Genomic DNA, 20,161 nt, shown 5'->3' with positions numbered 1-20,161 from the left:
CCGCGCGCCGCGCCCGGCGCGCTCGCGCCGCGCGCGCATCATGGTCGCGTGGCGGGACGGTCCGCCGCTGGGGCGGGACGATGGGGGTCGCCGTGCTCAACCCTGACCGCTGCGCGTCGGTGCTCGGCCCGCGGCTGCAGTGCGAGCTGCCGGCGCGGCACGAGGGCGACCACGTCCACGGCGTGCGCAGCTGGCCGCCCGCGGCCCGCGAGAGCGCCGACTACCGGCGCGGGGCCGCGCGGGTGGGCGCGCTGCGCCGGCGCGCCCTGCAGCTGCGCCGCGAGGGCTGACGCCGGCGGCCGGCCCGCGCAGCAGCTGCGCGGGCCGGCCGGTGGTGCGGGCGGACGAGCCAGCCTGTACGCCGGGAACGGGCCCGCACAAGCCGCTGACCTGCAGAGATAACGTTCCATGGCCGCCCACCTGCAGTTCTGCCGTTGGCGCCCGTTGGCCAGCGACGGTCGCAAACGGCCCCGTTGAGGACGATCTGAGGACAGAGACGAGGAGGACAGCGACCGAAGTTAAAACTGATGGCCTGAAGCAATGGACACCTGCGTGCCCCGGGTGCAGCTCTCATCGCCGCGACACCCTCCGCAAAGTGACGAGCGGGCCCAACACGCGACGCGGCTCCTCAACTAGAGGCCCGCATCAGCCCGCATCAGCCCGCATCAGCCGCAGCCGGGCGGAGCCACTGGAAGACGATCACGGCACAAGCGGTGTTCTTACTGGCGCTCGAACGCCCCGGACACACGCCAGGGAGACCGCCGCGACCAGGTCAAGGCTCTTCTCCGCCACGCCCCGCCCATCCCATCCCTCCGGGAGTGGATGGTGCCGATTGAGCCTGCACCCATCCTGTTGCGCCGCTCTCCCATCACGTGCCGACAGGCGCAGATGATCACTTGATTCGCCCCACGAAAGCGCCGTCACTCAAGCATCATCACTGCAACGGGTCGAACAGGGGGTACGGCGAATGAGATACGACCTTTCCGAGCCTGCCACGGAAGTGGACTACGCCCTGGGGCGCCGCACGGACCGGTTCTACATCAATCGGTCATTCGTTCTGCGCCAGCCGGGATCTCAGGACGATGGTGAAGCAGCTCGCTACATCTACAAGGTTTTTGACGAGACCGTCGACGCCGCGGACGAGACTGAAAATTGGGATAACGAGGTGTTTTACGTGAGCCCTAAAGGGCGGACGCAACTTCAATTGCAGGTCGCTAGAACTCCCGGCGGCGTGCGGAAGCTGCGCCTTCAGCGAGTAACGAGCGGGAGGAACGGAAGCAATCTTGAGACACTCCTCACCCTCGACCGCAGCCAAGCCGCCAGTCTCATACAACTGATCCAGGCGCTGCAACACATACCGGCCGACGGTGATACTTCTGAGGTCCTAGACGACTCGACCCTGTCAGCTGCACTGAATGACCCTCGACTGCTGACGCAGCTGTACTCGAGAAAGCGAGATGAGGTGCGTGAGCACTTCGAAAGCGACGAGTCAGCAGATGACATTCTAGCTTTGGCCCGGCGACGAGCCGTGGTGCAGAAGATGGAACTTTGGCTTGCAGACGCTGGTGCCTTCGCAGCGGCGGTATCCGAGGCCGGAGGGCCAGAGCGCGCTTGGCAACATCTTTTGGAGGCCAATCCGTGGATCCTGGGAGTCGGCCTGGGCGGCCAACTTCTTACATCCTGGGATGATGCTCGGCTTGAGCAGCGCGTCACCGGCCAGAGCGTCTCAGGAGTAGGAAAAACTGTTGACGCGCTATTGAAAACACAAGGAGCCATCCAGTCTCTGGTCTTTGCGGAGATCAAACATCAGAACACTCCGCTTCTCGCCCCGGGTGCACCCTATAGAAGCGGCTGCCACGCGGCTTCCAGTGATCTCATGGGCGCCATCACGCAGGTTCATCAGACGGTGGATCTGGCGGTTCGCAGCATCGGCGAAGAGTTGCGCCAGGTGGACGAAGACGGCGGAGACCTTCCACAGGGATCCTTCCTGCTCCGGCCTAAATCATATCTGATCGTGGGATCTCTGGAGCAACTCGTGACAGCAGCAGGCGGAATCAAGCGCTCAGAATTTCGTAGTTTCCAGCTGCTGCGACGGAGCCTGACCGAACCAGAAATTATTACCTTCGATGAACTGCTCGAGGGGGCCAGGTGCCACGTGCAACTCGCCGAGAAGCGGCAGCGGACTAATCGCGGCAACTCGTAAGCCACCCACCGCGGCATTCCAACAGGAGTAAGGAGCGGCCCCTTGCGGCCCGCCCTCCTTCAGACGAAGAGACACCCGCGGTCTAGCTGCTCGAGGAGCGTCGCCCGTCCGCGCCACGCCTCGTCCTCGGTCCCTGTGAGACGGAAGTAGCTGGCAGGCGTACCGGTTCGGGCGATCGCTCATCGGGCCCTCTCTTCCCGCACCGGCCCAGCCGTCTCGAGCCCGGCCAGCCACGCCAGCACGGCTTCTCTCCGGTACAGGACGCGGCGCCCAACCTTGACGCTCGCCGGGCCATCGCCGGTGTACCGCCAGTACCGCACAGTGGACTCCGACGTCCGCAGCAGGTCGGCGACCTCTCGAGTGAGTAGGAACTCGCTCACAACGACCCCCGTTCTCCGTGACAGCGACTGCGCGGTGCCGACGCTCGGAGGCACCTGACCGCGCATCGGTTGCCTCATCGATGCCGTTGCCCGCCAAACTCCTGCCGCCTCGAACGGTTGTAGACCCCGACTGACGGGTCGTGGCGTCATCGGCGCCACGCACCACGGCTCCGTCTCCGCGCCCTACACGCCCAACCGCGCCGGTCGGGCTGCCGCAGGCAACCGGAGTGGGTCACCACTCCGTATATCTTGCTCCGCCCCAAGGCCCCAACCGTTCCCCCCGGCGAGGGCCTGGTTCCGCCCCAAGACCTACGGGCCGTCGTCAAGCTCTAGAGCGATAGTTGCTGGCCAAGAACCTAAAGCGCTGGAGACTGAGCAAGGTCATGCCGAACCCAGTGGGCTCTGTCTGAGCCCTCGCAAAGCTTCGCCACGCGAGAGTGGGATCGGTGCCAGCGGTGTAGCCCGAACTGGGGGCTCGTCGCGCGGGGTCCGCCGTCACGACGTGCGGCGAAGGTTTTCTTTGGCTTTAGTGACTGGAGCCTGCAAGGACACGGCTCACCGCGTCATGTTCGCGTAGGTCTCGGCCGCCTCCGTGACATCCCGCAGGTAGGCACTCGAACGGTTGTAAGCCATCACCGCCTGGCTCCACCCGCGCTCCTCGTCGAGCTGGTCGCCCACGGCACACAGGTAGACGGCTGCAGTCAGAGCCGCGTCGTCCACCTGGTGCGGGTCAGCACGCCCATCACCGTTGCCGTCCTGGGCGTATCGGTCCCAGGTCGTGGGGATGAACTGCATGGGGCCCACCGCTCGGTCCCACTCCGGGTCTCCATCGAGCTCACCGCCATCGGTGTCCGGGATCGCCATCACCCCGGCTTCCCCGTCCAGCGGGACGCCGGTGATCGCTGGCTCGACGCGCCCGTCGTCGCTGACGGTAGCTCCACCGAAGCCACCGTGGGCAGACTCAATTCGACCAATCGCGGCCAAGGAGTTCCAGCCCAAGCGACAGCTGGGGTCCGTCGCCGCGGTGTGCACAGCAGCACCTGCATAGGCGGCCAATGTCCGCGGCGGGATGCCCGAGCGGTCCGAGGTCTCCTGGATCCACGTCGGGTCGACGAGTCCATCGATGGGCGCGCCGACCTCCGAGCCCTGCCCTGCGGCGGCGGGCGGCAGCTGCTGCTCGGGGGCTGTTAGCTGGGGGGCTGGCCGGTCGTCAGCGGGCGCCGCCCCGTCCAGGGAGCATCCGGTGAGGGTCAGCAGGGCACTGGTCACGGACAGCGCGAGCCGACGTGTGACGGCGGTCTTGATGTGGCCACAACTCCTCAGGGCAGGTGGTGGATCGGGTAGGGCGCCGATGCTCAAGTCGCGCGTCGGCGCCTCCAGCAGCGGGTCGGCTCAGCCGTCGATGAGCTGTTGAGCCACTGCGACCGCCCGGTCGATCGGCACGGCGAAGCCGATGCCGATGTTGCCCCCGGCGCCCCGCACCGTCGCGATGGAGGTGTTGATGCCGATGACACGGCCAGCGAGGTCGACCAGAGGGCCTCCTGAGTTGCCGGGGTTGATCGGAGCATCCGTCTGGATCATCGCCTCAGAGCTCGAGCGCCGCTCGAGTGCGCTGATCACACCCGAGGTCACCGTGCCGTTCAGACCCAAGGGGGATCCCACGGCAATCACGGGCTGGCCGATGGCCAGGTCGGCGCTGGTGCCGAGCGCTGCCGCCGGTGGAGCCCCACCCCGCACCCGCAGAACGGCGATGTCGGAGTCAGCGTCGGACCCGATGACGTCAGCACGCACCATGGCGCCGGTGGAGTCCTGCAGGGAGACCTCGTCGCTGCCGCGCACGACGTGGTGGTTGGTCAGCACGTGACCTTCGGCGTCGATGACGACGCCGGATCCCGCCCCCCGGGTGGTGCGCACCTGGACCACGCTGGGCAAGAGCGCCGCCGCTGCGCTCTGGGTGGTGCCCTGACCTGCGGGGGCGGTACCGCTGGGGCCGGCGACGCGGGCGCCGGAAGCGGTCTGAGACAGGGTCACCGGCCCGCTCGCACTCGGCCCCGTGACCACCGAAGCCGCGATGGCGCCAGAGGCTGCGGCCAAAACGGCCGTGAGCAGCAGTCCGCGGCCGCGTCGTGGTCGGGTCCCCGCGTTGGCGACCGCCGAGGGCGCTGAGGTCGCGGGGAAACCAAGCACTCCCCCAGGCGCGACCACCGCAGGCGAGGGAGGCGCACCGGCAGGTTCAGCCGTGGAGCCAGCGGCGGGTGGGGTAGTGGAGGTGGGCGGAGACGCGGCACTGACCGGTGGGTAGAGCATGTCCGGTCCGCGACGCTGGGGCGGGGGGCCGGCGGGGGTGCCGGCTGGTGGGGCTTGCTCGGTCATCGCTGTCCCTTCAGGGGAGCACGGGGTTGGGATGCGGGTCACGTCGTGCGTCGTGGTCGCTTCGAGTCAGAGCAGGCGCGGGGACCAGCGCAGGGACAGCGCCGCTGCGCCCATTGCCAGCGCCAGGCCCACGGCGGCGAGGTAGGCCGTGATCTCGCGAGGCTGCAGGTCCCAGCCGATGGAGGAGCCGATGTCGCTGTAGACCTCGGTGAGCTCCTGGGCGCTCTCGGCCGAGTAGGTGGCTCCGCCGGTGTCCTCGGCGAGGGCTGCCATCGCCTCGGTCTCGACGGGGACGCGTTCACCTCCGGGCAGGACGCCGTCAGGAGTACCGAAGGCGATGGTGGAGACCGGGATGTCAGCTGCGGTGGCTGCCGCAGCGGCCTGCTGCAAGGGGCTGCCTGAGGTGTTGGCTCCGTCCGACAGGACCACCAGTCGAGCCGGAACGCTCTCGGCCTCATCGCGGGCCGCCAGGGCGCGCACCTGCTCCAAGGAGGCCAGGACGGCGTCACCGATGGCCGTGCCGCCGGTGCCCTCACGCAGGGTCTGCAACTGGGCCTGCACCGCGGCGTGGTCGGTGGTCGGGGCAGCCACGACCGAGCTCGACCCGGCGAAGGTGACGACGCCGACGTTCATGGTCTCGGGCAGCTGGTCGATGAACTGCTGGGCAGCGCGGGTGGCCGAGCCGAGGCGGCTGGGTTCGACGTCTGTCGCGGCCATCGAGCCGGAGGTGTCGATGGCGACCATGACGGTGGCGCGCTCCTGCGGGACCCGCACCAACACCTCTGGCCGTGCCGCGGCCAGGCAGAGCGCGGCCATGGCCAGCAGCACCAGCCCCGCGGGCACGTGGCGCCGCCAGGTGGGTCTGCGGGGGATGAGGCGGTCCAGCATCGGCAGCGCGGCGAAGCGGACGGCGTAGCGCTGGCGTCGGCGCTGGGTCAGGACGTAGGCGAAGGCCAGCGCGGCTGCCGGTAGCAGCGCGAGCAGCGCCCAAGGCGTGAGCAGGCTCATCACGGCCTCCTGGTGGTCGCGTTGTTCTCGGGACGAAGCACGGTGGGGGCAGCTCCGGCTGCGGGCAGGTCTGCGCTGCCACCACTGCCGACGTCGCCGGCCAGCCCCGGGGGGCGTCCTGCTGAGGCCGGTCGCGGAGCGCGCCGACGCCTGGAGCGCAGGAAGTCAGCCAGGGCGCGCGGCCAGTCGGTATCGGTGTGCAGGGGCAGGTGTCCGGCTCCGGCGGAGCGCACCGCAGCAGCGGTGGCGCTGCGGTGAGCCGCGGTGTGCTGTCGGTAGGCCTGACGCAGCCGGTGGTCATCGCTGTCGATGCTGCGCTGGTGACCGGACTCCGGATCGACCAGCACGAGCTGGCCCACAGCCGGCAGGTCCAGCTCGCGGGGGTCGATGACCTCCACGACGGCCACCTCGTGGCGCCGGGCCAGCCGGCGCAGAGCTGGTTCCCAGTCGAAGGGGCGCTCGACTCGTCCCGAGGGTTCGAGCAGGTCAGTGACGACCACGATGACCTCCGAGCGGGTGCAGCGTCGTCCCATCTCCTGCAGGGCTTCGGCGAGGCTGGTGACGGCGGGTCCCTCGCGGGGGGCTGGGTCGGAGCGCAGGACGTGCACGGCGGCCTGACGCCCGGGTCGCAGTCGTCCCCAGCTCAGACCGGTCGTGGTCAGACGCGCGACGCCGAGCCGGTTGCCTGGCCGGTCGGTGAGCAGCCCGTAGGCGGCCGCGACGGTGGTGGCCAGTTCTGCCTTCTCCAGGCCCACCGTGCCGAAGGCCATGGACGCGGTCTGGTCCAGCAGCAGCCAGCAGGTCAGTTCGTGCTCGGCCTGGGTGCGCCAGACCTGCAGGTCCCGAGCTCGCGCGCTGGCTCGCCAGTCGATGCGCCGGACGTCGGCTCCGGGGCGGTAGGCGGTGAGCTCCTCGGCCTGGCTGCCCGGTCCGGTGCGCAGTCCCGTGTGCTCTCCCACCACCAGGCCGTCCAGCCTGCGCCGCACGATGAGCTCCAGGCGCCGCAGGGTCGCCAGCGCGCCGTAGACCTCCTGGTGTGCGGGCGAGCGGGCGGAACGACCGGTCGCAGTCGATGTGCTCGACGAGACCCCCGACAGCGCCCTCGCCGCTGACGCTGACGGCCCCTTGGACAGGGAGGAACGTGCATCCGGCACCACGCTCAGCGCCGGCGGCGGCGTCACCCGCTGCGGCCGCTGGGTGCTTCTGCTGCGGCGCATCACGCTGCGTCGTCCTGTTGCTCCGGAGCGACCACGGGGCGGGGCAGCGCGGTGAGCACGCTGTGGATGACCGCACGCGGGTCCACGCCGTCAGCGGTGGCCTCGAAGGTGAGGACGAGCCGGTGGGCGAGCACGTCGGCAGCGATGTCGGTGAGGTCGTGCGGCAGCACGTAGTCCCGCCCACGCAGCAGGGCCATAGCGCGAGCAGCGCTGATCAAGCCGAGGGTTCCGCGTGCGGAGACGCCATGTTCCAGCACCGCAGACAGCTCCAGCCCGTAGCGCTGCGGATGGCGAGTGGCCATCACCAGCTGCACGGCGTGCTGGGCGATCGCCGGGTGCACGAAGACGGCGTCGGCGGCTGCCTGCAGGTCGACCAGCTCAGGCAGGGACAGGACCCGCTGGGCGCGTGGAGGTGTGGTGCTCATCCGGTGCACGATCGCCAGCTCGTCGGCCTCCTCAGCGTGCTGGACGTCGACCTTCAGCAGGAACCTGTCGCGCTGGGCTTCCGGCAGGACGTAGACACCTTCGGTCTCCAACGGGTTCTGGGTGGCCAGGACGACGAAGGGCGCGGGCAGGCGGTGGCTGTGGCCGCCGATCGTGACTTGCCGCTCGGCCATGGCCTCCAGCAGCGCCGCCTGCACCTTCGCCGGCGCCCGGTTGATCTCGTCGGCCAGCACGAGGTTGGCGAAGACGGGGCCCAGCTCGGTCTCGAACCTCTCGGTGGAGGGACGCCAGACCTGGGAGCCGATGATGTCGGCAGGCATCAGGTCTGGGGTGAACTGCAACCGGGAGAAGCTGCAGCCGACGACGTCGGCCAGCGTGCGCACGGCCAGGGTCTTGGCCACCCCCGGTGCTCCCTCCAGGAGTACATGCCCGCGGGCCAGGAGGCCAACGACGATCCGCTCGACCATCGCGTCCTGGCCGACCACGACGCGCTTGACCTGGAACAGGGCTCGGTTCAGCGCTGCTGAGGCGTCACTGGAGGCCGGCGCGGCAGCGGGTGCCTCGTGGCGTCCCACCGCGAGGGCATCCGGGCCATGCTGCTCGAGGTCGGGCTGGTGACGGCTGGGCACGTCGAGGTGGGGCTGCTCGGTCACAGGTCCGCGCTCGGGATCTGCTCGACCGTCGGCTGGCCGGCCTCAGCGTCCTCATCGGTGGCGGAGCCTGCGCTGGCGGGTCCATCGGACCCGGGACTGGAGGCAGCGCCAGCACTCGAGCCGCCGCCGGACCCCCACGGGCAGTCCCGGTCCTCGCTTCCCTGCACGGCTGCGATCACGGAGTTGCCGACGGAGGCCACGTCGCTGCTGCGCAAAGCCAGCGGTGACTCGCCGCGCTGGTCGACCACCGTGGCCCAGCCGGTCTCCACGATGGTGCGCGTGCCGTGGGCGTCGGTGGCGTAGGCGGCTCCTGCGCCGGCGCCCACCGCCAGCCCCGCCAGTGCGGTGACCATCGCCAGCCGACGGCGGGCCCTCTTCTCCAAGGGACTGCGCTTCATGAGGTGCCTCCGTGTGCTCTCGTGCGGGTTCGTCGGTTCGCTGCATGTGGTCCGGCCTCGGCTCCTGACCGGATCTCGCCACGCTTGTCCGTGGCGGTTCCGGGGTGGAGTCCGATGAGGCCGGCCGGTCAGCGGCTGAGCGGCGCTGCGCGGTGCAGCGGTGATGTCCACTTCAGCAAGCACGTGCGAAAGCCACAGGAAGCAAGAGCGAAAGGTCGGCGAAAGAGCAGACCGCGCCCGCTCACGGTGCTGGTTACCGTGATCGGGTGCGACTGCTGGTGGTGGAGGACGAGGAGGGCCTGTCCAGCGCCCTGCGCATCGGGCTGTCGCGGGAGGGCTACGCCGTCGACGTCGCCGGGTCCTGCGCGGCGGCGCGCGAGCGGCTGGCGACCACGGACTTCGATGCAGCCCTGCTGGACATCACCCTGCCCGATGGTGACGGTCTGGCTCTGGCGGCCGGGATTCGCAGCGGGCGGGTGACCTGTGCTGCGGGCCGTGACCTGCGCATCATCATGCTGACTGCGCGTTCCCAGCTCGGCGATCGGATCCGTGGGCTGGACGTGGGGGCTGATGACTACATCACCAAGCCGTTCGCCTTGGGTGAGCTCAGCGCTCGGTTGCGCGCAGTGCTGCGCCGCCAGACCAGCGCCGCGTCCACCGTGGTCCAGGTCGGCCCGGTGCGCCTGGACCTGGCCCGGCATCTGGCCTCACGCGGGCAGCGCGAGCTGCAGCTGACACTCAAGGAGTTCGGCGTGCTGCGCTACTTGATGTCACGTCCCGGCCACGTCGTCTCGGCTGAGGAGCTGTTGGAGCACGTGTGGGACGAGAACGCCGACCCCTTCACCCAGACCGTCCGCGTCACCGTGGGCACGTTGCGCCGCAAGCTGACCCTGGCGCAGGAGGAGCCGCTGCTGGAGACCGTGGTGGGACGGGGCTACCGCCTGCGGGAGCAGAGCGGTGCAGCGCCCGGGGAGTCCGCGCCATGAGATCGCCTCTGGCCGACCGGAGCTCAAGGGTCCTGCGCCCGCCCAACTGGATGCGGACCGTCAGGGTCCGCCTCACCTTGACCTACTCGGGGGTGCTCTTCGGAATCACCGCGCTGCTCCTCCTGGGGGTCTACCTAGCGCTGTCGCACAGCGTGCCGGCGGCACCGCTGGATCCGGTGACGGTCCAGAAGTTCACCCGGGCCTCCGACGGCACCGTGCAGTACCGCAGCGGTGAGCAGTTCCAGGCCGCTGACCTGGCCAGCGTCCAGCTGGCGGTCAACTACGCCTCGCTGCAGACGCTGCGGACGTACTCCCTGATCGCCCTGGCGGTCATGTTCGTCCTCAGTCTGGTGGTCGGGTGGTGGGTGGCGGGGCGGACACTGCGGCCCCTGGGCCACATCGTGGCCACCACCCGGCACATCACCGCCACAGATCTGTCGCGGCGCATCGGTGCCAGCGGGCCGCCCGATGAGCTGCGCACCCTGGCCGACACCATCGACGGGATGCTGCAGCGACTCGAGGAAGCCTTCACCACCGAGCGGCGCTTGGTCGAAGACGTCTCCCACGAGCTGCGCAACCCAGTGGCGGTGATCACTACGAACGTTGAGGCCGTGCTTGGTGATGAGCGCTCGACCCCCGCAGACCGCGCTGACGCGACCGGAGTCGTCCTTCGTGCGACGGCGCGGATGAGTCGCCTGCTGGATGACCTGCTGGCCACGGCGCGCAAGCGGTCAGGCGCCTTCCAGGACAGCGACATCGATGTCGCTCGCCTCACACAGTCGGTCACGCAGGAGCACCACCTCATGGCGCAGCAGCGTTCGCTGGCGCTGCAGGTGAGCTCGCCCGCAGGCCCCGTCGTCTACGGCGACGCCACGGCGATCTCTCGCGCCCTGTCGAACCTGCTGTCCAACGCGGTGCGGCTGGCACCCACGGGCTCGACGATCTCCGTGTCGGCGGGGAGCCGGGCTGGCTGGGCGTGGATCGCGGTGCAGGACCAGGGACCAGGTGTCCCCGAGGTCGACCGGGAGCGGATCTTCCATCGCTTCCACCGCGGATCCGACGAGCCCAGCGGCGGCACCGGGCTGGGGCTGGCCATCGCCCGTCAGATCGTCGAGAGCCACGACGGGCGACTAGTGCTCGAAGGGACTGACGGCTCGGGGAGTCGGTTCACGATCTGGCTGCCCGACCGCGCCGTCAGCGGCGGGCCGGAGCGCGCCACCAAGCCCCCCGTCGCTTGAGTGCACCTCGCTAGCCCACGGCCCGGTGCGTGCTGGCCGCCGGGGGCAGGTGAACGCCTCCTGCTCGGGCCGACGCGCCGCTGCCCTCCAAGAAGTGAGCTCCGGGGAAGCCCTAGAGCTGGGTACCGACAAAGGGTTGGACGAAAGCGGCGATCTCTCCAGCGAGGTCGAGCTGGCAGCCAGACATGAGCCACTGGACCTGCAGTCCGTCACTGACCGCGATGAGCTGGCGTGCGATCTGGTCATCGCTGAACTCTCCGCGCTGCAGCAGCCCGCGTGATCGCAGGTTGGCGATGGCACCACGCAGGGTGTCGACCAAGAAGGAGTAGCGGTCGGCGAAGTAGCGATGGGCGGGGTGGGCGGCGGCGGCCGCTTCCCCGGACAGGGTGGCGAACAGCTCCACGATCTGGCGGTTGGCAGCGTTCTCCCGAGCCAGGGCCAAGAAGCCGCGCAGCACCTCGAGGCCATCCTCGGACACGAGGTGATGCCGTGCGCTGACCTGCTCGTCGCGGCGAAGCAGAACCGCGACCAGCAACTGCTCCTTGTCCGCGAAGTGGTACAGGACACCGGCGTGCGTGAGGTCTGCGCGCGTGGCGATGTCACGTAGAGATGTGCCACGGAAACCGGATTCGGCGAAGAGCCCTAGACCGGCATCCAAGATCTCTTCTCGGCGGCGGCGACTCAGCTGTGCGCGCTTGCCACCAGGCGAGGCCGCGGGCTCTGCCACTTTCGCCGCTTCCGCCCGCACCGAGGAACCGTACCAAACTAACCACTTGGTGAGTCTTACCAACTGGTTAGCAACCTGCTAGCGTCCACCGCATCAGGCCGCACACCGGCCGCCCGGGCGCAGCTGCAAGCGACCGGACCACAGATGGTTCGAAGGAGAATCATGAGCAACGCCGCTCTGTCCATAGCCCCGCGCCGACCCTGGTACACAGCCGTCGTCGCCGGCATGGCTTCCTACCTGGACGCCGCCGCGATCGCAGGCTCAGCTACCGCACTCGTGCTGTACCAGCAGGCTTTCGGCTTCTCCAACACGCAGTTCGCCCAGCTGTCCGCCCTGCTGACCGCCACCATCGCCGTTGGGGCTCTCGTGGGTGGCTGGCTGGGCGACCGCTACGGACGCCGTCGCGTCTTCACCGCCACCATGGTCCTGTTCCTCCTGGGCGCCGGGCTCCTGACCCTGGCACCCAGCGCGGGCCTGCTCTACCTCGGGATCGCCCTTCTCGGCTTCGCCGGCGGCGCCGACCTGCCGGTGGCCTTGGCCATGGTCGCCGAGAGCGCCCCGCCGGAGAAGCGCGGACGCCTGGTGTCCTTCTCCCACGTCCTGTGGATGCTCGGCATCGTCGTGACCATCGTGCTGGGAATCGTCGGCGGCCCGCTGGGCGTGACCGGAGCACGGCTGATCTATGGCCACCTCTTCGTCATCGCCTTGGTGGTGCTCGTCCTTCGCTGGGGGATCCCCGAGTCGGCAGCCTGGAAGGCCGAGCACGACGAGGCGCTCATCGACGCAGCCTCCGACCGGGTCTCCCTGCGCGGGGCCCGTGAGTTGTTCACCCGCTACCTGACCCCGCTGGTGGCCCTCACCTGCTTCTACGCCGTGGTGAACATCGCAGCCAACACGAACGGGCAGTTTTCCACCTTCCTGTACGTGAACGCCGCAGGCGCCTCGGTGCAGACCGCAAACATGGCTGGCCTGGCGGGCCTGCTGGCTGTCTTCGTCGGCATGGCCGTGCTCATGCGCCTCGTCGACGGCGCGCGACGCATGGTCATCTTCATCATTGGTGGCGTGCTGGCCTCTGCGGCCTTCATGATTCCGGTGCTGGCGGGTGCTTCGGTGCCGACCCTGCTGGTCGCAGGCGTCCTGTACGGCTTGGGCGGGGCGATTGCTGGGGAGCCGATGTTCAAGGTCTGGGCCCAGGAGCTCTTCCCCACCCGGCTGCGCTCCAGCGCCCAGGGTCTCATGATCGCTGCAACCCGCGGCGTGGCGGCGGTCTTCGCCTTGTTCACCCCGGCGCTGCTCGCTCAGGGCGCCGGCGTGCTGTTTGGAGTCCTGGTGGCCACCAACGTGGTCGGTGTGCTCATCGGCATCCTGTGGGTCGCTCGCCAGAGGCACGTGATCGACGATGCCCACAACGACCCGGCCATTTCGGCGGTCCAGCCTGCCGACACCGCCGCCTGAGGCGGGTCCAAAACTGGGTGCCCGGGCCGCAGGTCGACTGCAACTGCGCCACCGGACCCTCCCACCGGCCGCCAACAGCACACTTGGAGCCAATCATGAGCTCAGCAGCTTCCGCCCTTCCTGAGTCCCCCGAGTCCACTGATGACTACGAGGCGCCTGCCGCCGCCGAGCACCGCGGCGACCTGGACCAGCAGCGCGTAGAGGCTCTGATGGCACGCATGTCCCCCCAGGACAAGGCCGGACTCCTCTTCCACGACATGGTCGTGCCGGGTGCTGAGGGCCGCCTGGCCGGTGAGGAGAACTTTCTCGGCCGTCCCGCTACCGCGCGAGCGGTGCGTGACCTGAGGGTCAACCACTTCAACCTCGTAGGCCCGGTCAACGATGTCGCTGCCCACGTGCGCTGGTACAACGCACTGCAGGAGGCCGCTCTTCAGACTCCGCTGGGGATTCCGGTCACGCTGTCCACCGACCCCCGCCACGCCTTCTCCTCCAACCCCGGCACTGCCGCCATGGCCGGAGTCTTCTCCCGGTGGCCGGAGTCCTTGGGGATCGCCGCGGTGGGTGACCCGGACCTCGCTCGCGCACAGGCCGACGTCGTGCGACGCGAGTACGTCGCCATGGGGCTGCGTGTGGCCCTGCACCCACAGGTGGACCTGGCCACCGAACCGCGCTGGGCGCGATCGGGGATGACCTTCGGGGAGGACGTCGACCTCACCGTGCAGATGCTCCTGGCTCAGCTGCAGGGGCTGCAGGGTTCCACCTTCGGGGCCACCTCGGTCTCCGCAGTGGTCAAGCACTTCCCCGGCGGTGGCGCCCAGGTCGACGGCGAAGACCCCCACTTCGCCTACGGCGCCGAGCAGGCCTGGCCCGGTGGGCACTTCCAGACCCACCTCGCGCCCTTCCGTGCAGCAGTGGCCGCGGGAGCGCGCCAGGTGATGCCCTACTACGGCAAGCCAGTGGGGATGCCGTTCGAAGAGGTGGCCTTTGGCTTCAACCGCGACGTGGTCACCGGGCTGCTGCGTGAGGAGCTCGGCTTCGAGGGCATCGTCCTGTCCGACTGGGGCCTGCTGACCGACAAGTCCTTCATGGGTGAGCCGATGCCGGCCCGCGCATGGGGCGTGGAGCACCTCGACATCCCTGCCCGTCTGCTGAAGGCACTGGACGCGGGTGTGGACCAGTTTGGCGGTGAGTGCGAGCCCGCCCTCGTCGTGGAGCTGCTGGAGCAGGGGCTGCTCACCGAAGAGCGCCTGGACCGGTCGGTGCGCCGGCTACTGTCCGAGAAGTTCGCCCTGGGTCTGTTCGATCGCCCGTTCCTCGACTTGGACGAGGCCTTGGAGGTGGTTGGTCACCCCGATCACGTGGCCGCCGGACGAGCCGCCCAGCGCTCGGCCGTGGTGCGTCTTGTGGAACCCGCCGCCAGGAGCGCCGCCGATCTCACGGCGCAGCCAGCGGCTGGGGCTGATCAGCCTGCCGGTTCGTCGACTTCCGAGGTCTCCGCGCACGGGTGCGCTTCTCCCCCAGCTCGAACCGTCTACGCCGAGGGCCTGGCCGACCGAGCTGTGGCTCGTCTGGGCAGGAAGGTGACCTCTCCCGAGGACGCCGACGTAGCGGTGCTTCGGCTGCAGGCGCCGTTCGAGTCGCGCCCTGGCAAGTTCGAGGCGATGTTCCATGCCGGCTCTTTGGAGTTCGAGGCCGGAGAGCTGTCCAGGCTGCTCGCGGTGTGCCGAGCGGCGCCGACTGTGGTGGTGCTCTACCTGGACCGAGCGGCCGTCATCCCCGAGCTCGCCGAGGCAGCTGCTGCCCTGCTGGTGGAGTTCGGAGCCGACGACGACGCCGTCGTCGACGTGCTGACCGGTGCAGCAACGGCAGAGGGACGGCTGCCCTTAGACCTGCCGTCCAGCTCAGCGGCGGTGGCCGCCTCCCATCCCGACACCCCGCAGGGCACCCACGATCCACTGTTCCGCGTCGGTGACGGCCCGGCGCCGCGCACCGTGAAGTAAGGACGCCTCCCATGTCACCGCGACCCTCGCAACCCCGATTCGAGCACCATGAGCCCGGAAGGTTGGGTATCGGTGAGCGCGCACCCCGTCTGTCCTGGATGATCCCCGAGGCCCCACAGAACTGGGCCCAAGGAGGGGCTGAGGTCGACCTGCAGGTGACCTCAGGGCTGGGCGAGGTCCGTACGAGCACCCACCAGCTCACCGGTCCCGACCAAGTGCTCGTGGCCTGGCCGGCACGGCCGCTGACCTCCCGTGACCGCGTCAGCGCCCGCGTCCGGGTGCGCGGCGCTGAGCCGGGTTCACCGTGGGGTGAGTGGTCTGAGGCCAGCACGGTCGAGGTCGGGTTGATCGAAGAGCAGGACTGGACGGCGCAGTTCGTCGGCCCTCGCGCGCAGCGAGCGTCCACCGAGCCGGGCGCCGCCGAGCGTCCCCCTGCCCGAGTGCGCCACGCCTTCACCCTTCCCGCTGGGATCACCAGCGCACGTCTGCACCTCAGCGGACACGGGCTGGTCGAGGCTGAGATCAACGGGCGCCGCGTCGGCGACGAGGAGCTCACCCCCGGCTGGACCAGTTACGCCCACCGCCTGCGCTGGGCCACCTTCGACGTCTCCGAGCACGTGGTTCCTGGCGACAACGCCATCGGGGTGTGGCTGGCCGACGGGTGGTGGCGCGGACGCATCGGCTTCGAGGGCGGCCGCACCGACCTGTGGGGCACCGATCTTGCGGCCCTGGTGCAGCTGGAGGCCCTCACCGACGCCGGCGAGCTGGTCAGAGTCGTCTCCGACGACAGCTGGATGGTCGGACCCAGCCCCACATCTCAGGCGAGCTTGTACGACGGTGAGCACACCGATCTGCGTCGGGCTGACCCGTCGTGGTCGACACCAGGCTTCCTGGCCCCCGGCTGGGAGCCGGTGCACACCGCTGAGCTGGACGCCTCTGTGCTGGTGGCTCCCACCGGCCCACCCGTGCGTTGCACCGAGGAGCTCACGCCCGTCAGCGTCACGCGCCGCGGCCCGGACCGGTGGGTCCTGGACTTCGGGCAGAACCACTCCGGCCGGCTGCGTCTGCGGCTGGAAGGCCCCGAGGGCACCGTGGTCACACTGCGACACGCCGAGGTGCTCCAGGACGAAGAGTTGTGCACCCGACCACTGCGCCAAGCTGCTGCGACCGACCGGGTGGTCCTGCCTGGGGGTCCCGTCACCTGGGAACCACGGGCGACCATCCACGGCTACCGCTACGCCGAGGTGAGCGGCTGGCCCGGTGAGATCCACGCGGGCGACGTCGTCTCGCGGGTCCTGCACACCGACATGGATCGACGCGGGTGGTTCGAGTGCGACGACACTGACCTGAACCGGCTGCACGAGAACGTCGTGTGGTCGCTGCGATCGAACTTCGTCGACCTGCCAACCGACTGCCCGCAGCGCGACGAGCGCCTCGGCTGGACCGGTGACCTGCAGGTCTTCGCTCCCACCGCCGCCTACCTCTACGACGTCACCGGGATGCTGGCCTCCTGGCTGCAGGACCTGGCCGCCGAACAGCACGAGCGTGGGACGGTGCCCTTCTACGTGCCCTTCATGCAGCTGGGAATCTTCTCCGCGGACATGCCGCCGGCAGCTGTCTGGGGGGACGTAGCAGTGCTGACCCCAGCAGACCTGCACCTGGCCACCGGCGACGTCGGCCTGCTGCGCCGGCAGTGGCCCAGCGCCCGTGACTGGCTCGAGCGCGTTGCCGCCACGGCAGGTGAGGATCTGATCGCTGACAAGTGCTTCCAGTTCGGTGACTGGCTGGACCCGGCCGCACCACCAGACCAGCCGTGGGCCGCCACCACGCCCGCGCCCCTGGTCGCGACGGCCTACTTCGCGCACTCCGCCCGCCGACTGGCCACGATCGCGCGTGTGATCGGCCAGGACGAGGACGCCGAGCGCTACGCGGGGCTTGCCGAGCGCGTCGTCGCCGCCTACCAGGAGCGTTTCCTGCCGGGCGGCCAGCTGCAGGCGGTCACCCAGACTGCGCTGGCGCTGACCACCGCCTTCGACCTGTGGCCCGATGCGGCCTCAGCGCAGGCCGGCGCGCTGGCTCTGGCGCAGCTGGTGCAAGACGGCGACTACACGGTAGCTACAGGCTTCGCCGGCACACCCGCAGTGGCCGACGCCCTGACGATCGGTGGCCGCGTGCAAGACGCCTTCGCCCTGGTGCAGTCACATCAGAGCCCGTCGTGGCTGTCGATGGTCGACCGGGGTGCGACGTCCATCTGGGAGCGGTGGGACAGCCTGCTGGCGGATGGCACTGTGAACGCCGGGGAGATGACCTCCTTCAACCACTACGCCCTCGGCGCCGTGGCTGGCTGGCTGCACCGAGTCGTGGGCGGGCTGGCGCCTCTGGAGCCCGGCTACCGCCAACTCTTGGTGGCGCCGCGACCGGGCGGGACAGTGAGGTACGCCAGGGCCAAGCACCTGACGCCCTACGGCGAGGCGAAGGTGACCTGGCGCGTCGAGGGCGCGACGCTGGAGGTGGAGGTGAACGTTCCGGTCGGGACGACCGCCGTCCTGGATCTGCCCGGCGGGCAGGTCGAGGAGATCGGCCACGGTCAGCACCACCGCTCCCTGCTCATCTGAGGCACCCGCCCTCAGGTTCGTCCTCGATGTCGCCTGGCAGCTGGGTGGGTGACGACCCCGGCCGACCTCCATCGCTGCGGCCCCAGCCCGAGTGCCTGACCAGCGAGGGTCCCGTGGGCCGTGATGGGCGAGGGGCGCACACAACGGCTGCCTGGCCTGCGCGCTGTCGCCACGCGCGCAGGTGCACTCGTCCCCACGGCGCACGTCCGCGTCCGAGCTCACTGGGCCCGACGCCGAGGGCACCGGCGCGCCTCCTCGAGCGCCTGCCCCTACCTGGTAATCGTCAGGCGGTGCAGGGCGGCCTCCTACCGGCAGCCCCGCGAGCCTTCCCTGCGCAGGCTCGCCGCTGGGTGGGGCCCGTACCCAGGGAACTCCCGTTGGAAGGTGAGCCAGCACGCTGACCGGCGGCGGCATCCCTCAAGGGGCCGAGTGACCGACTGCTGCTGGTCCAGGAGCTTCTGATCAGCTGCGGCTGCGCGTCAGCGTCAACACGCCCCGCGGCAGCGCTCACGATTCGGTGCTCGGAGGGATCAACCTCGTTCAACGACCAGGGCCAGGGGGATCGTCCCCTAGGCCCTGGTCGTTCGAGGAGCAGGTGGTGCTGCAGCCTCAGCCCTTGACGGCGCCAGAGGTCATGCCGGCCACGATCTGGCGGTTGAAGAAGACGTACATCACCAGCGGCGGGATGGTGATGAGCAGGATGTTCATGAAGAGCAGGTTGAAGTTGGTGTTGAACTGGCTCTGGAAGTTGAAGAGCGTCAGCTGCACCGTGGCGTTCTGCTCCCCGGGCAGGAAGTACAGGGGGTTGGCGAAGTCGTTGAAGACCGCCACCGACTGCACGACGACCACGGTCACGATGACCGACCGCAGCAGCGGCATGATCACGCGGAAGAAGAGGCGCAGCGGCCCGGCGCCGTCGATGATCGCGGCCTCGTCCAGCTCCCGCGGGATGGACGAGATGAAGGCGCGGAACAGCAGCACCGAGAAGGAGAGCCCGAAGGCGACCTCCACGAGGATGAGCCCCGGCATCGTGCCGAACAGGCCGATCCCCTGGAGCACCCAGATGGTGGGCACCACGGCGGGCGGCACGATGAGCCCGGCGAGCACCAGGAAGTTGATGAGCCCGGTCCAGCGGGTGACCCGCCGCTGCAGCACGAAGGCCACCATCGCTCCGAGGACCACGAGGAAGGCCACCGAGACGACCGTGAGGATCGTGCTGTTGATGAAGGCGATCACGAGGATGTAGTCACGCGCCTCGAGCACCTCGATGAAGTTCTGCACGAACTGTGGCTGCTCGGGCCAGGAGAAGCTCAGCCGCGAGGCGTCGGTGGCGTCCTTGCCGGCCTGCAGCACGATGAAGGCGAACGGCACGAGGAAGACGACGACGCTGGCAGCGATGGCCAGGGCGCCGGCCCACCAGCGTGTGGCGGTGCGCATCACAGGGCCACCTCCTTCTTGGCCAGCCAGCGCGTCAGGGGGATGACGACGGCGGTGACGACGAGGAACAGGACGACGTTGCCCGCTGTGGACAGGCCGTAGAAGCCCGCCTGGTACTGCTTGTAGATCACCGAGGCGATGACGTCGGAGGTGAAGCCCGGCCCACCGCGGGTCATCGCCCAGATGAGGTCAAAGGACCGCAGGCCGCCGATGAGGCTGAGGGTGACCACGGTGGAGGTGGCCGGCCACGACAGCGGCAGCGTGACGTTGCGGAACCGCTGCCACGCGGTGGCGCCGTCGACGGCGGCGGCCTCGGTGTACTCCTGCGGGATGGAGACGATGCCCGCGATGTAGATGACGGTGGCCAGGCCCACCCCCTTCCAGACGTCGACGAGGGCCACGGACAGCAGCGCGATCTGCGGGTCGGTGAGCCAGCCGGGGCCGGTGACGCCCACCAGGCCGATGACCTGGTTGATGAGGCCACGGGTGGGGTTCATGAGCGCGGTGAAGGTGATGCCCACGCCGATGGTGGAGACGAGCACGGGGAAGAACACCACGGACCGCAGGTAGCCGCGGCCGATGATCTGGCTGGTGAGTAGCACGCCGAGGGCCATGCCGAGGACGACCTTGAGCACGGAGGTCACCACGCCGTAGACGAGCGTGTTGACGAAGCCCTTGACCAGGGCCGGCTCACGGAAGAACTGGACGAAGTTGTCCAGGCCGATGAACTCCGAGCTGTTGAAGTTCCAGCGGGTGAGGCTGAAGTAGAAGGAGGCGAAGGTCGGCAGCAGGAAGATGCCCACGTAGATCACCGCGGCCGGCAGGTAGAACCAGCTGGGGTAGGGGCTGCCTCGGCGGCCGCGTCGGGTCGCCCGCGGCTGGCTGGCCGGTGGTGGGGGCACCGGCGGGAGCGTTGTCGTGGTGCTGGCCACGGCTCCTCCTCGGGTCTGCCCTGCGCGCGGTGGCGAGGGGTCGGACGGGGCCCCGCCCCGGCCCGCGCGGTGCGGGCCGGGACGGGCGGGGGTGG

General features: G+C 69.5%; 17 protein-coding genes. 7 read left to right on the top strand and 10 right to left on the bottom strand.

What is annotated here, in order from left to right; translation table 11 throughout:
- Positions 1 to 92 precede the first annotated feature (92 nt).
- Positions 93 to 290, top strand: a complete 198-nt coding sequence (locus ACUN9U_RS11415; protein ID WP_445485091.1) for a hypothetical protein — start codon at positions 93 to 95, stop codon at positions 288 to 290.
- A gap of 677 nt (positions 291 to 967) precedes the next feature.
- The gene (locus ACUN9U_RS11410) at positions 968 to 2,203 is read left to right on the top strand and encodes a Shedu immune nuclease family protein (protein ID WP_445485090.1); all 1,236 of its coding nucleotides are present in this window, start codon (positions 968 to 970) and stop codon (positions 2,201 to 2,203) included.
- A 179-nt stretch (positions 2,204 to 2,382) separates the two neighbouring features.
- On the opposite strand, the gene ACUN9U_RS11405 is transcribed toward ACUN9U_RS11410, so the two are convergent.
- The 7 genes from ACUN9U_RS11405 to ACUN9U_RS11375 form a co-directional block, all read right to left on the bottom strand.
- Entirely contained in the window at positions 2,383 to 2,649 is a 267-nt protein-coding gene (locus ACUN9U_RS11405; protein ID WP_445485089.1) for a helix-turn-helix transcriptional regulator, read from the bottom strand.
- A gap of 489 nt (positions 2,650 to 3,138) precedes the next feature.
- A complete protein-coding gene (locus tag ACUN9U_RS11400; RefSeq protein WP_445485088.1) occupies positions 3,139 to 3,852 on the bottom strand; it encodes a lytic murein transglycosylase in 714 nt (237 codons plus the stop codon).
- Between the two features lie 123 nt (positions 3,853 to 3,975).
- Entirely contained in the window at positions 3,976 to 4,890 is a 915-nt protein-coding gene (locus tag ACUN9U_RS11395) for a trypsin-like peptidase domain-containing protein (protein WP_445485087.1), read from the bottom strand.
- A 132-nt stretch (positions 4,891 to 5,022) separates the two neighbouring features.
- Positions 5,023 to 5,964 (bottom strand): VWA domain-containing protein, encoded by a 942-nt coding sequence (locus ACUN9U_RS11390; RefSeq protein ID WP_445485086.1) that lies wholly within the window; start codon positions 5,962 to 5,964, stop codon positions 5,023 to 5,025.
- Positions 5,964 to 6,950 carry a DUF58 domain-containing protein gene (locus ACUN9U_RS11385; RefSeq protein WP_445485085.1) on the bottom strand — a complete coding sequence of 329 codons (987 nt, stop codon included), beginning with the start codon at positions 6,948 to 6,950 and terminating at the stop codon, positions 5,964 to 5,966. The genes ACUN9U_RS11390 and ACUN9U_RS11385 overlap by 1 nt, the downstream gene beginning before the upstream one ends.
- 230 nt (positions 6,951 to 7,180) lie before the next feature.
- Positions 7,181 to 8,200: an AAA family ATPase gene (locus ACUN9U_RS11380; RefSeq protein WP_445485084.1), complete on the bottom strand. Its 1,020-nt coding sequence runs from the start codon at positions 8,198 to 8,200 to the stop codon at positions 7,181 to 7,183.
- Positions 8,201 to 8,274: 74 nt separating this feature from the next.
- On the bottom strand, positions 8,275 to 8,676 hold the full coding sequence (locus ACUN9U_RS11375) for a hypothetical protein (RefSeq protein ID WP_445485083.1): 402 nt from the start codon (positions 8,674 to 8,676) through the stop codon (positions 8,275 to 8,277).
- Between the two features lie 266 nt (positions 8,677 to 8,942).
- Between ACUN9U_RS11375 and ACUN9U_RS11370 the strand changes: the two genes are divergently transcribed.
- Both ACUN9U_RS11370 and ACUN9U_RS11365 read left to right on the top strand, forming a co-directional pair.
- A complete protein-coding gene (locus tag ACUN9U_RS11370; RefSeq protein ID WP_445485082.1) occupies positions 8,943 to 9,662 on the top strand; it encodes a response regulator transcription factor in 720 nt (239 codons plus the stop codon).
- A 92-nt stretch (positions 9,663 to 9,754) separates the two neighbouring features.
- Entirely contained in the window at positions 9,755 to 10,900 is a 1,146-nt protein-coding gene (locus ACUN9U_RS11365) for a sensor histidine kinase (protein ID WP_445485081.1), read from the top strand.
- 112 nt (positions 10,901 to 11,012) lie between these two features.
- On the opposite strand, the gene ACUN9U_RS11360 is transcribed toward ACUN9U_RS11365, so the two are convergent.
- A complete protein-coding gene (locus tag ACUN9U_RS11360) occupies positions 11,013 to 11,648 on the bottom strand; it encodes a TetR/AcrR family transcriptional regulator (RefSeq protein ID WP_445485080.1) in 636 nt (211 codons plus the stop codon).
- A 123-nt stretch (positions 11,649 to 11,771) separates the two neighbouring features.
- Between ACUN9U_RS11360 and ACUN9U_RS11355 the strand changes: the two genes are divergently transcribed.
- From ACUN9U_RS11355 to ACUN9U_RS11345, 3 genes are all read left to right on the top strand, one after another.
- A complete protein-coding gene (locus ACUN9U_RS11355; protein WP_445485079.1) occupies positions 11,772 to 13,082 on the top strand; it encodes an MFS transporter in 1,311 nt (436 codons plus the stop codon).
- A 95-nt stretch (positions 13,083 to 13,177) separates the two neighbouring features.
- Entirely contained in the window at positions 13,178 to 15,082 is a 1,905-nt protein-coding gene (locus ACUN9U_RS11350) for a glycoside hydrolase family 3 protein (RefSeq protein WP_445485078.1), read from the top strand.
- Positions 15,083 to 15,093: 11 nt separating this feature from the next.
- The gene (locus ACUN9U_RS11345) at positions 15,094 to 17,697 is read left to right on the top strand and encodes a family 78 glycoside hydrolase catalytic domain (protein WP_445485077.1); all 2,604 of its coding nucleotides are present in this window, start codon (positions 15,094 to 15,096) and stop codon (positions 17,695 to 17,697) included.
- 609 nt (positions 17,698 to 18,306) lie between these two features.
- Here ACUN9U_RS11345 and ACUN9U_RS11340 read toward each other — a convergent pair.
- Positions 18,307 to 19,134: a carbohydrate ABC transporter permease gene (locus ACUN9U_RS11340; RefSeq protein WP_445485076.1), complete on the bottom strand. Its 828-nt coding sequence runs from the start codon at positions 19,132 to 19,134 to the stop codon at positions 18,307 to 18,309.
- Positions 19,134 to 20,066, bottom strand: coding sequence for a carbohydrate ABC transporter permease (locus tag ACUN9U_RS11335; RefSeq protein WP_445485075.1), 933 nt, complete (start codon positions 20,064 to 20,066; stop codon positions 19,134 to 19,136). Before ACUN9U_RS11335 ends, ACUN9U_RS11340 begins: the two co-directional genes overlap by 1 nt.
- Positions 20,067 to 20,161: the final 95 nt, after the last annotated feature.

Source organism: Quadrisphaera sp. KR29, from assembly GCF_052644995.1.
Note: the sequence above shows the minus strand (reverse complement) of the source record. Positions and strands in the feature narration are given on the sequence as shown.

What these genes read in the sequence shown, in the direction of transcription:
- ACUN9U_RS11410 (WP_445485090.1), top strand. Translation starts at nt 968, where the DNA reads ATGAGATACGACCTTTCCGAGCCTGCCACGGAAGTGGACTACGCCCTG.
- ACUN9U_RS11405 (WP_445485089.1), bottom strand. Translation starts at nt 2,649, where the DNA reads ATGCGCGGTCAGGTGCCTCCGAGCGTCGGCACCGCGCAGTCGCTGTCA.
- ACUN9U_RS11395 (WP_445485087.1), bottom strand. Translation starts at nt 4,890, where the DNA reads ATGCTCTACCCACCGGTCAGTGCCGCGTCTCCGCCCACCTCCACTACC.
- ACUN9U_RS11390 (WP_445485086.1), bottom strand. Translation starts at nt 5,964, where the DNA reads ATGAGCCTGCTCACGCCTTGGGCGCTGCTCGCGCTGCTACCGGCAGCC.
- ACUN9U_RS11375 (WP_445485083.1), bottom strand. Translation starts at nt 8,676, where the DNA reads ATGAAGCGCAGTCCCTTGGAGAAGAGGGCCCGCCGTCGGCTGGCGATG.
- ACUN9U_RS11355 (WP_445485079.1), top strand. Translation starts at nt 11,772, where the DNA reads ATGGTTCGAAGGAGAATCATGAGCAACGCCGCTCTGTCCATAGCCCCG.
- ACUN9U_RS11350 (WP_445485078.1), top strand. Translation starts at nt 13,178, where the DNA reads ATGAGCTCAGCAGCTTCCGCCCTTCCTGAGTCCCCCGAGTCCACTGAT.
- ACUN9U_RS11345 (WP_445485077.1), top strand. Translation starts at nt 15,094, where the DNA reads ATGTCACCGCGACCCTCGCAACCCCGATTCGAGCACCATGAGCCCGGA.
- ACUN9U_RS11340 (WP_445485076.1), bottom strand. Translation starts at nt 19,134, where the DNA reads ATGCGCACCGCCACACGCTGGTGGGCCGGCGCCCTGGCCATCGCTGCC.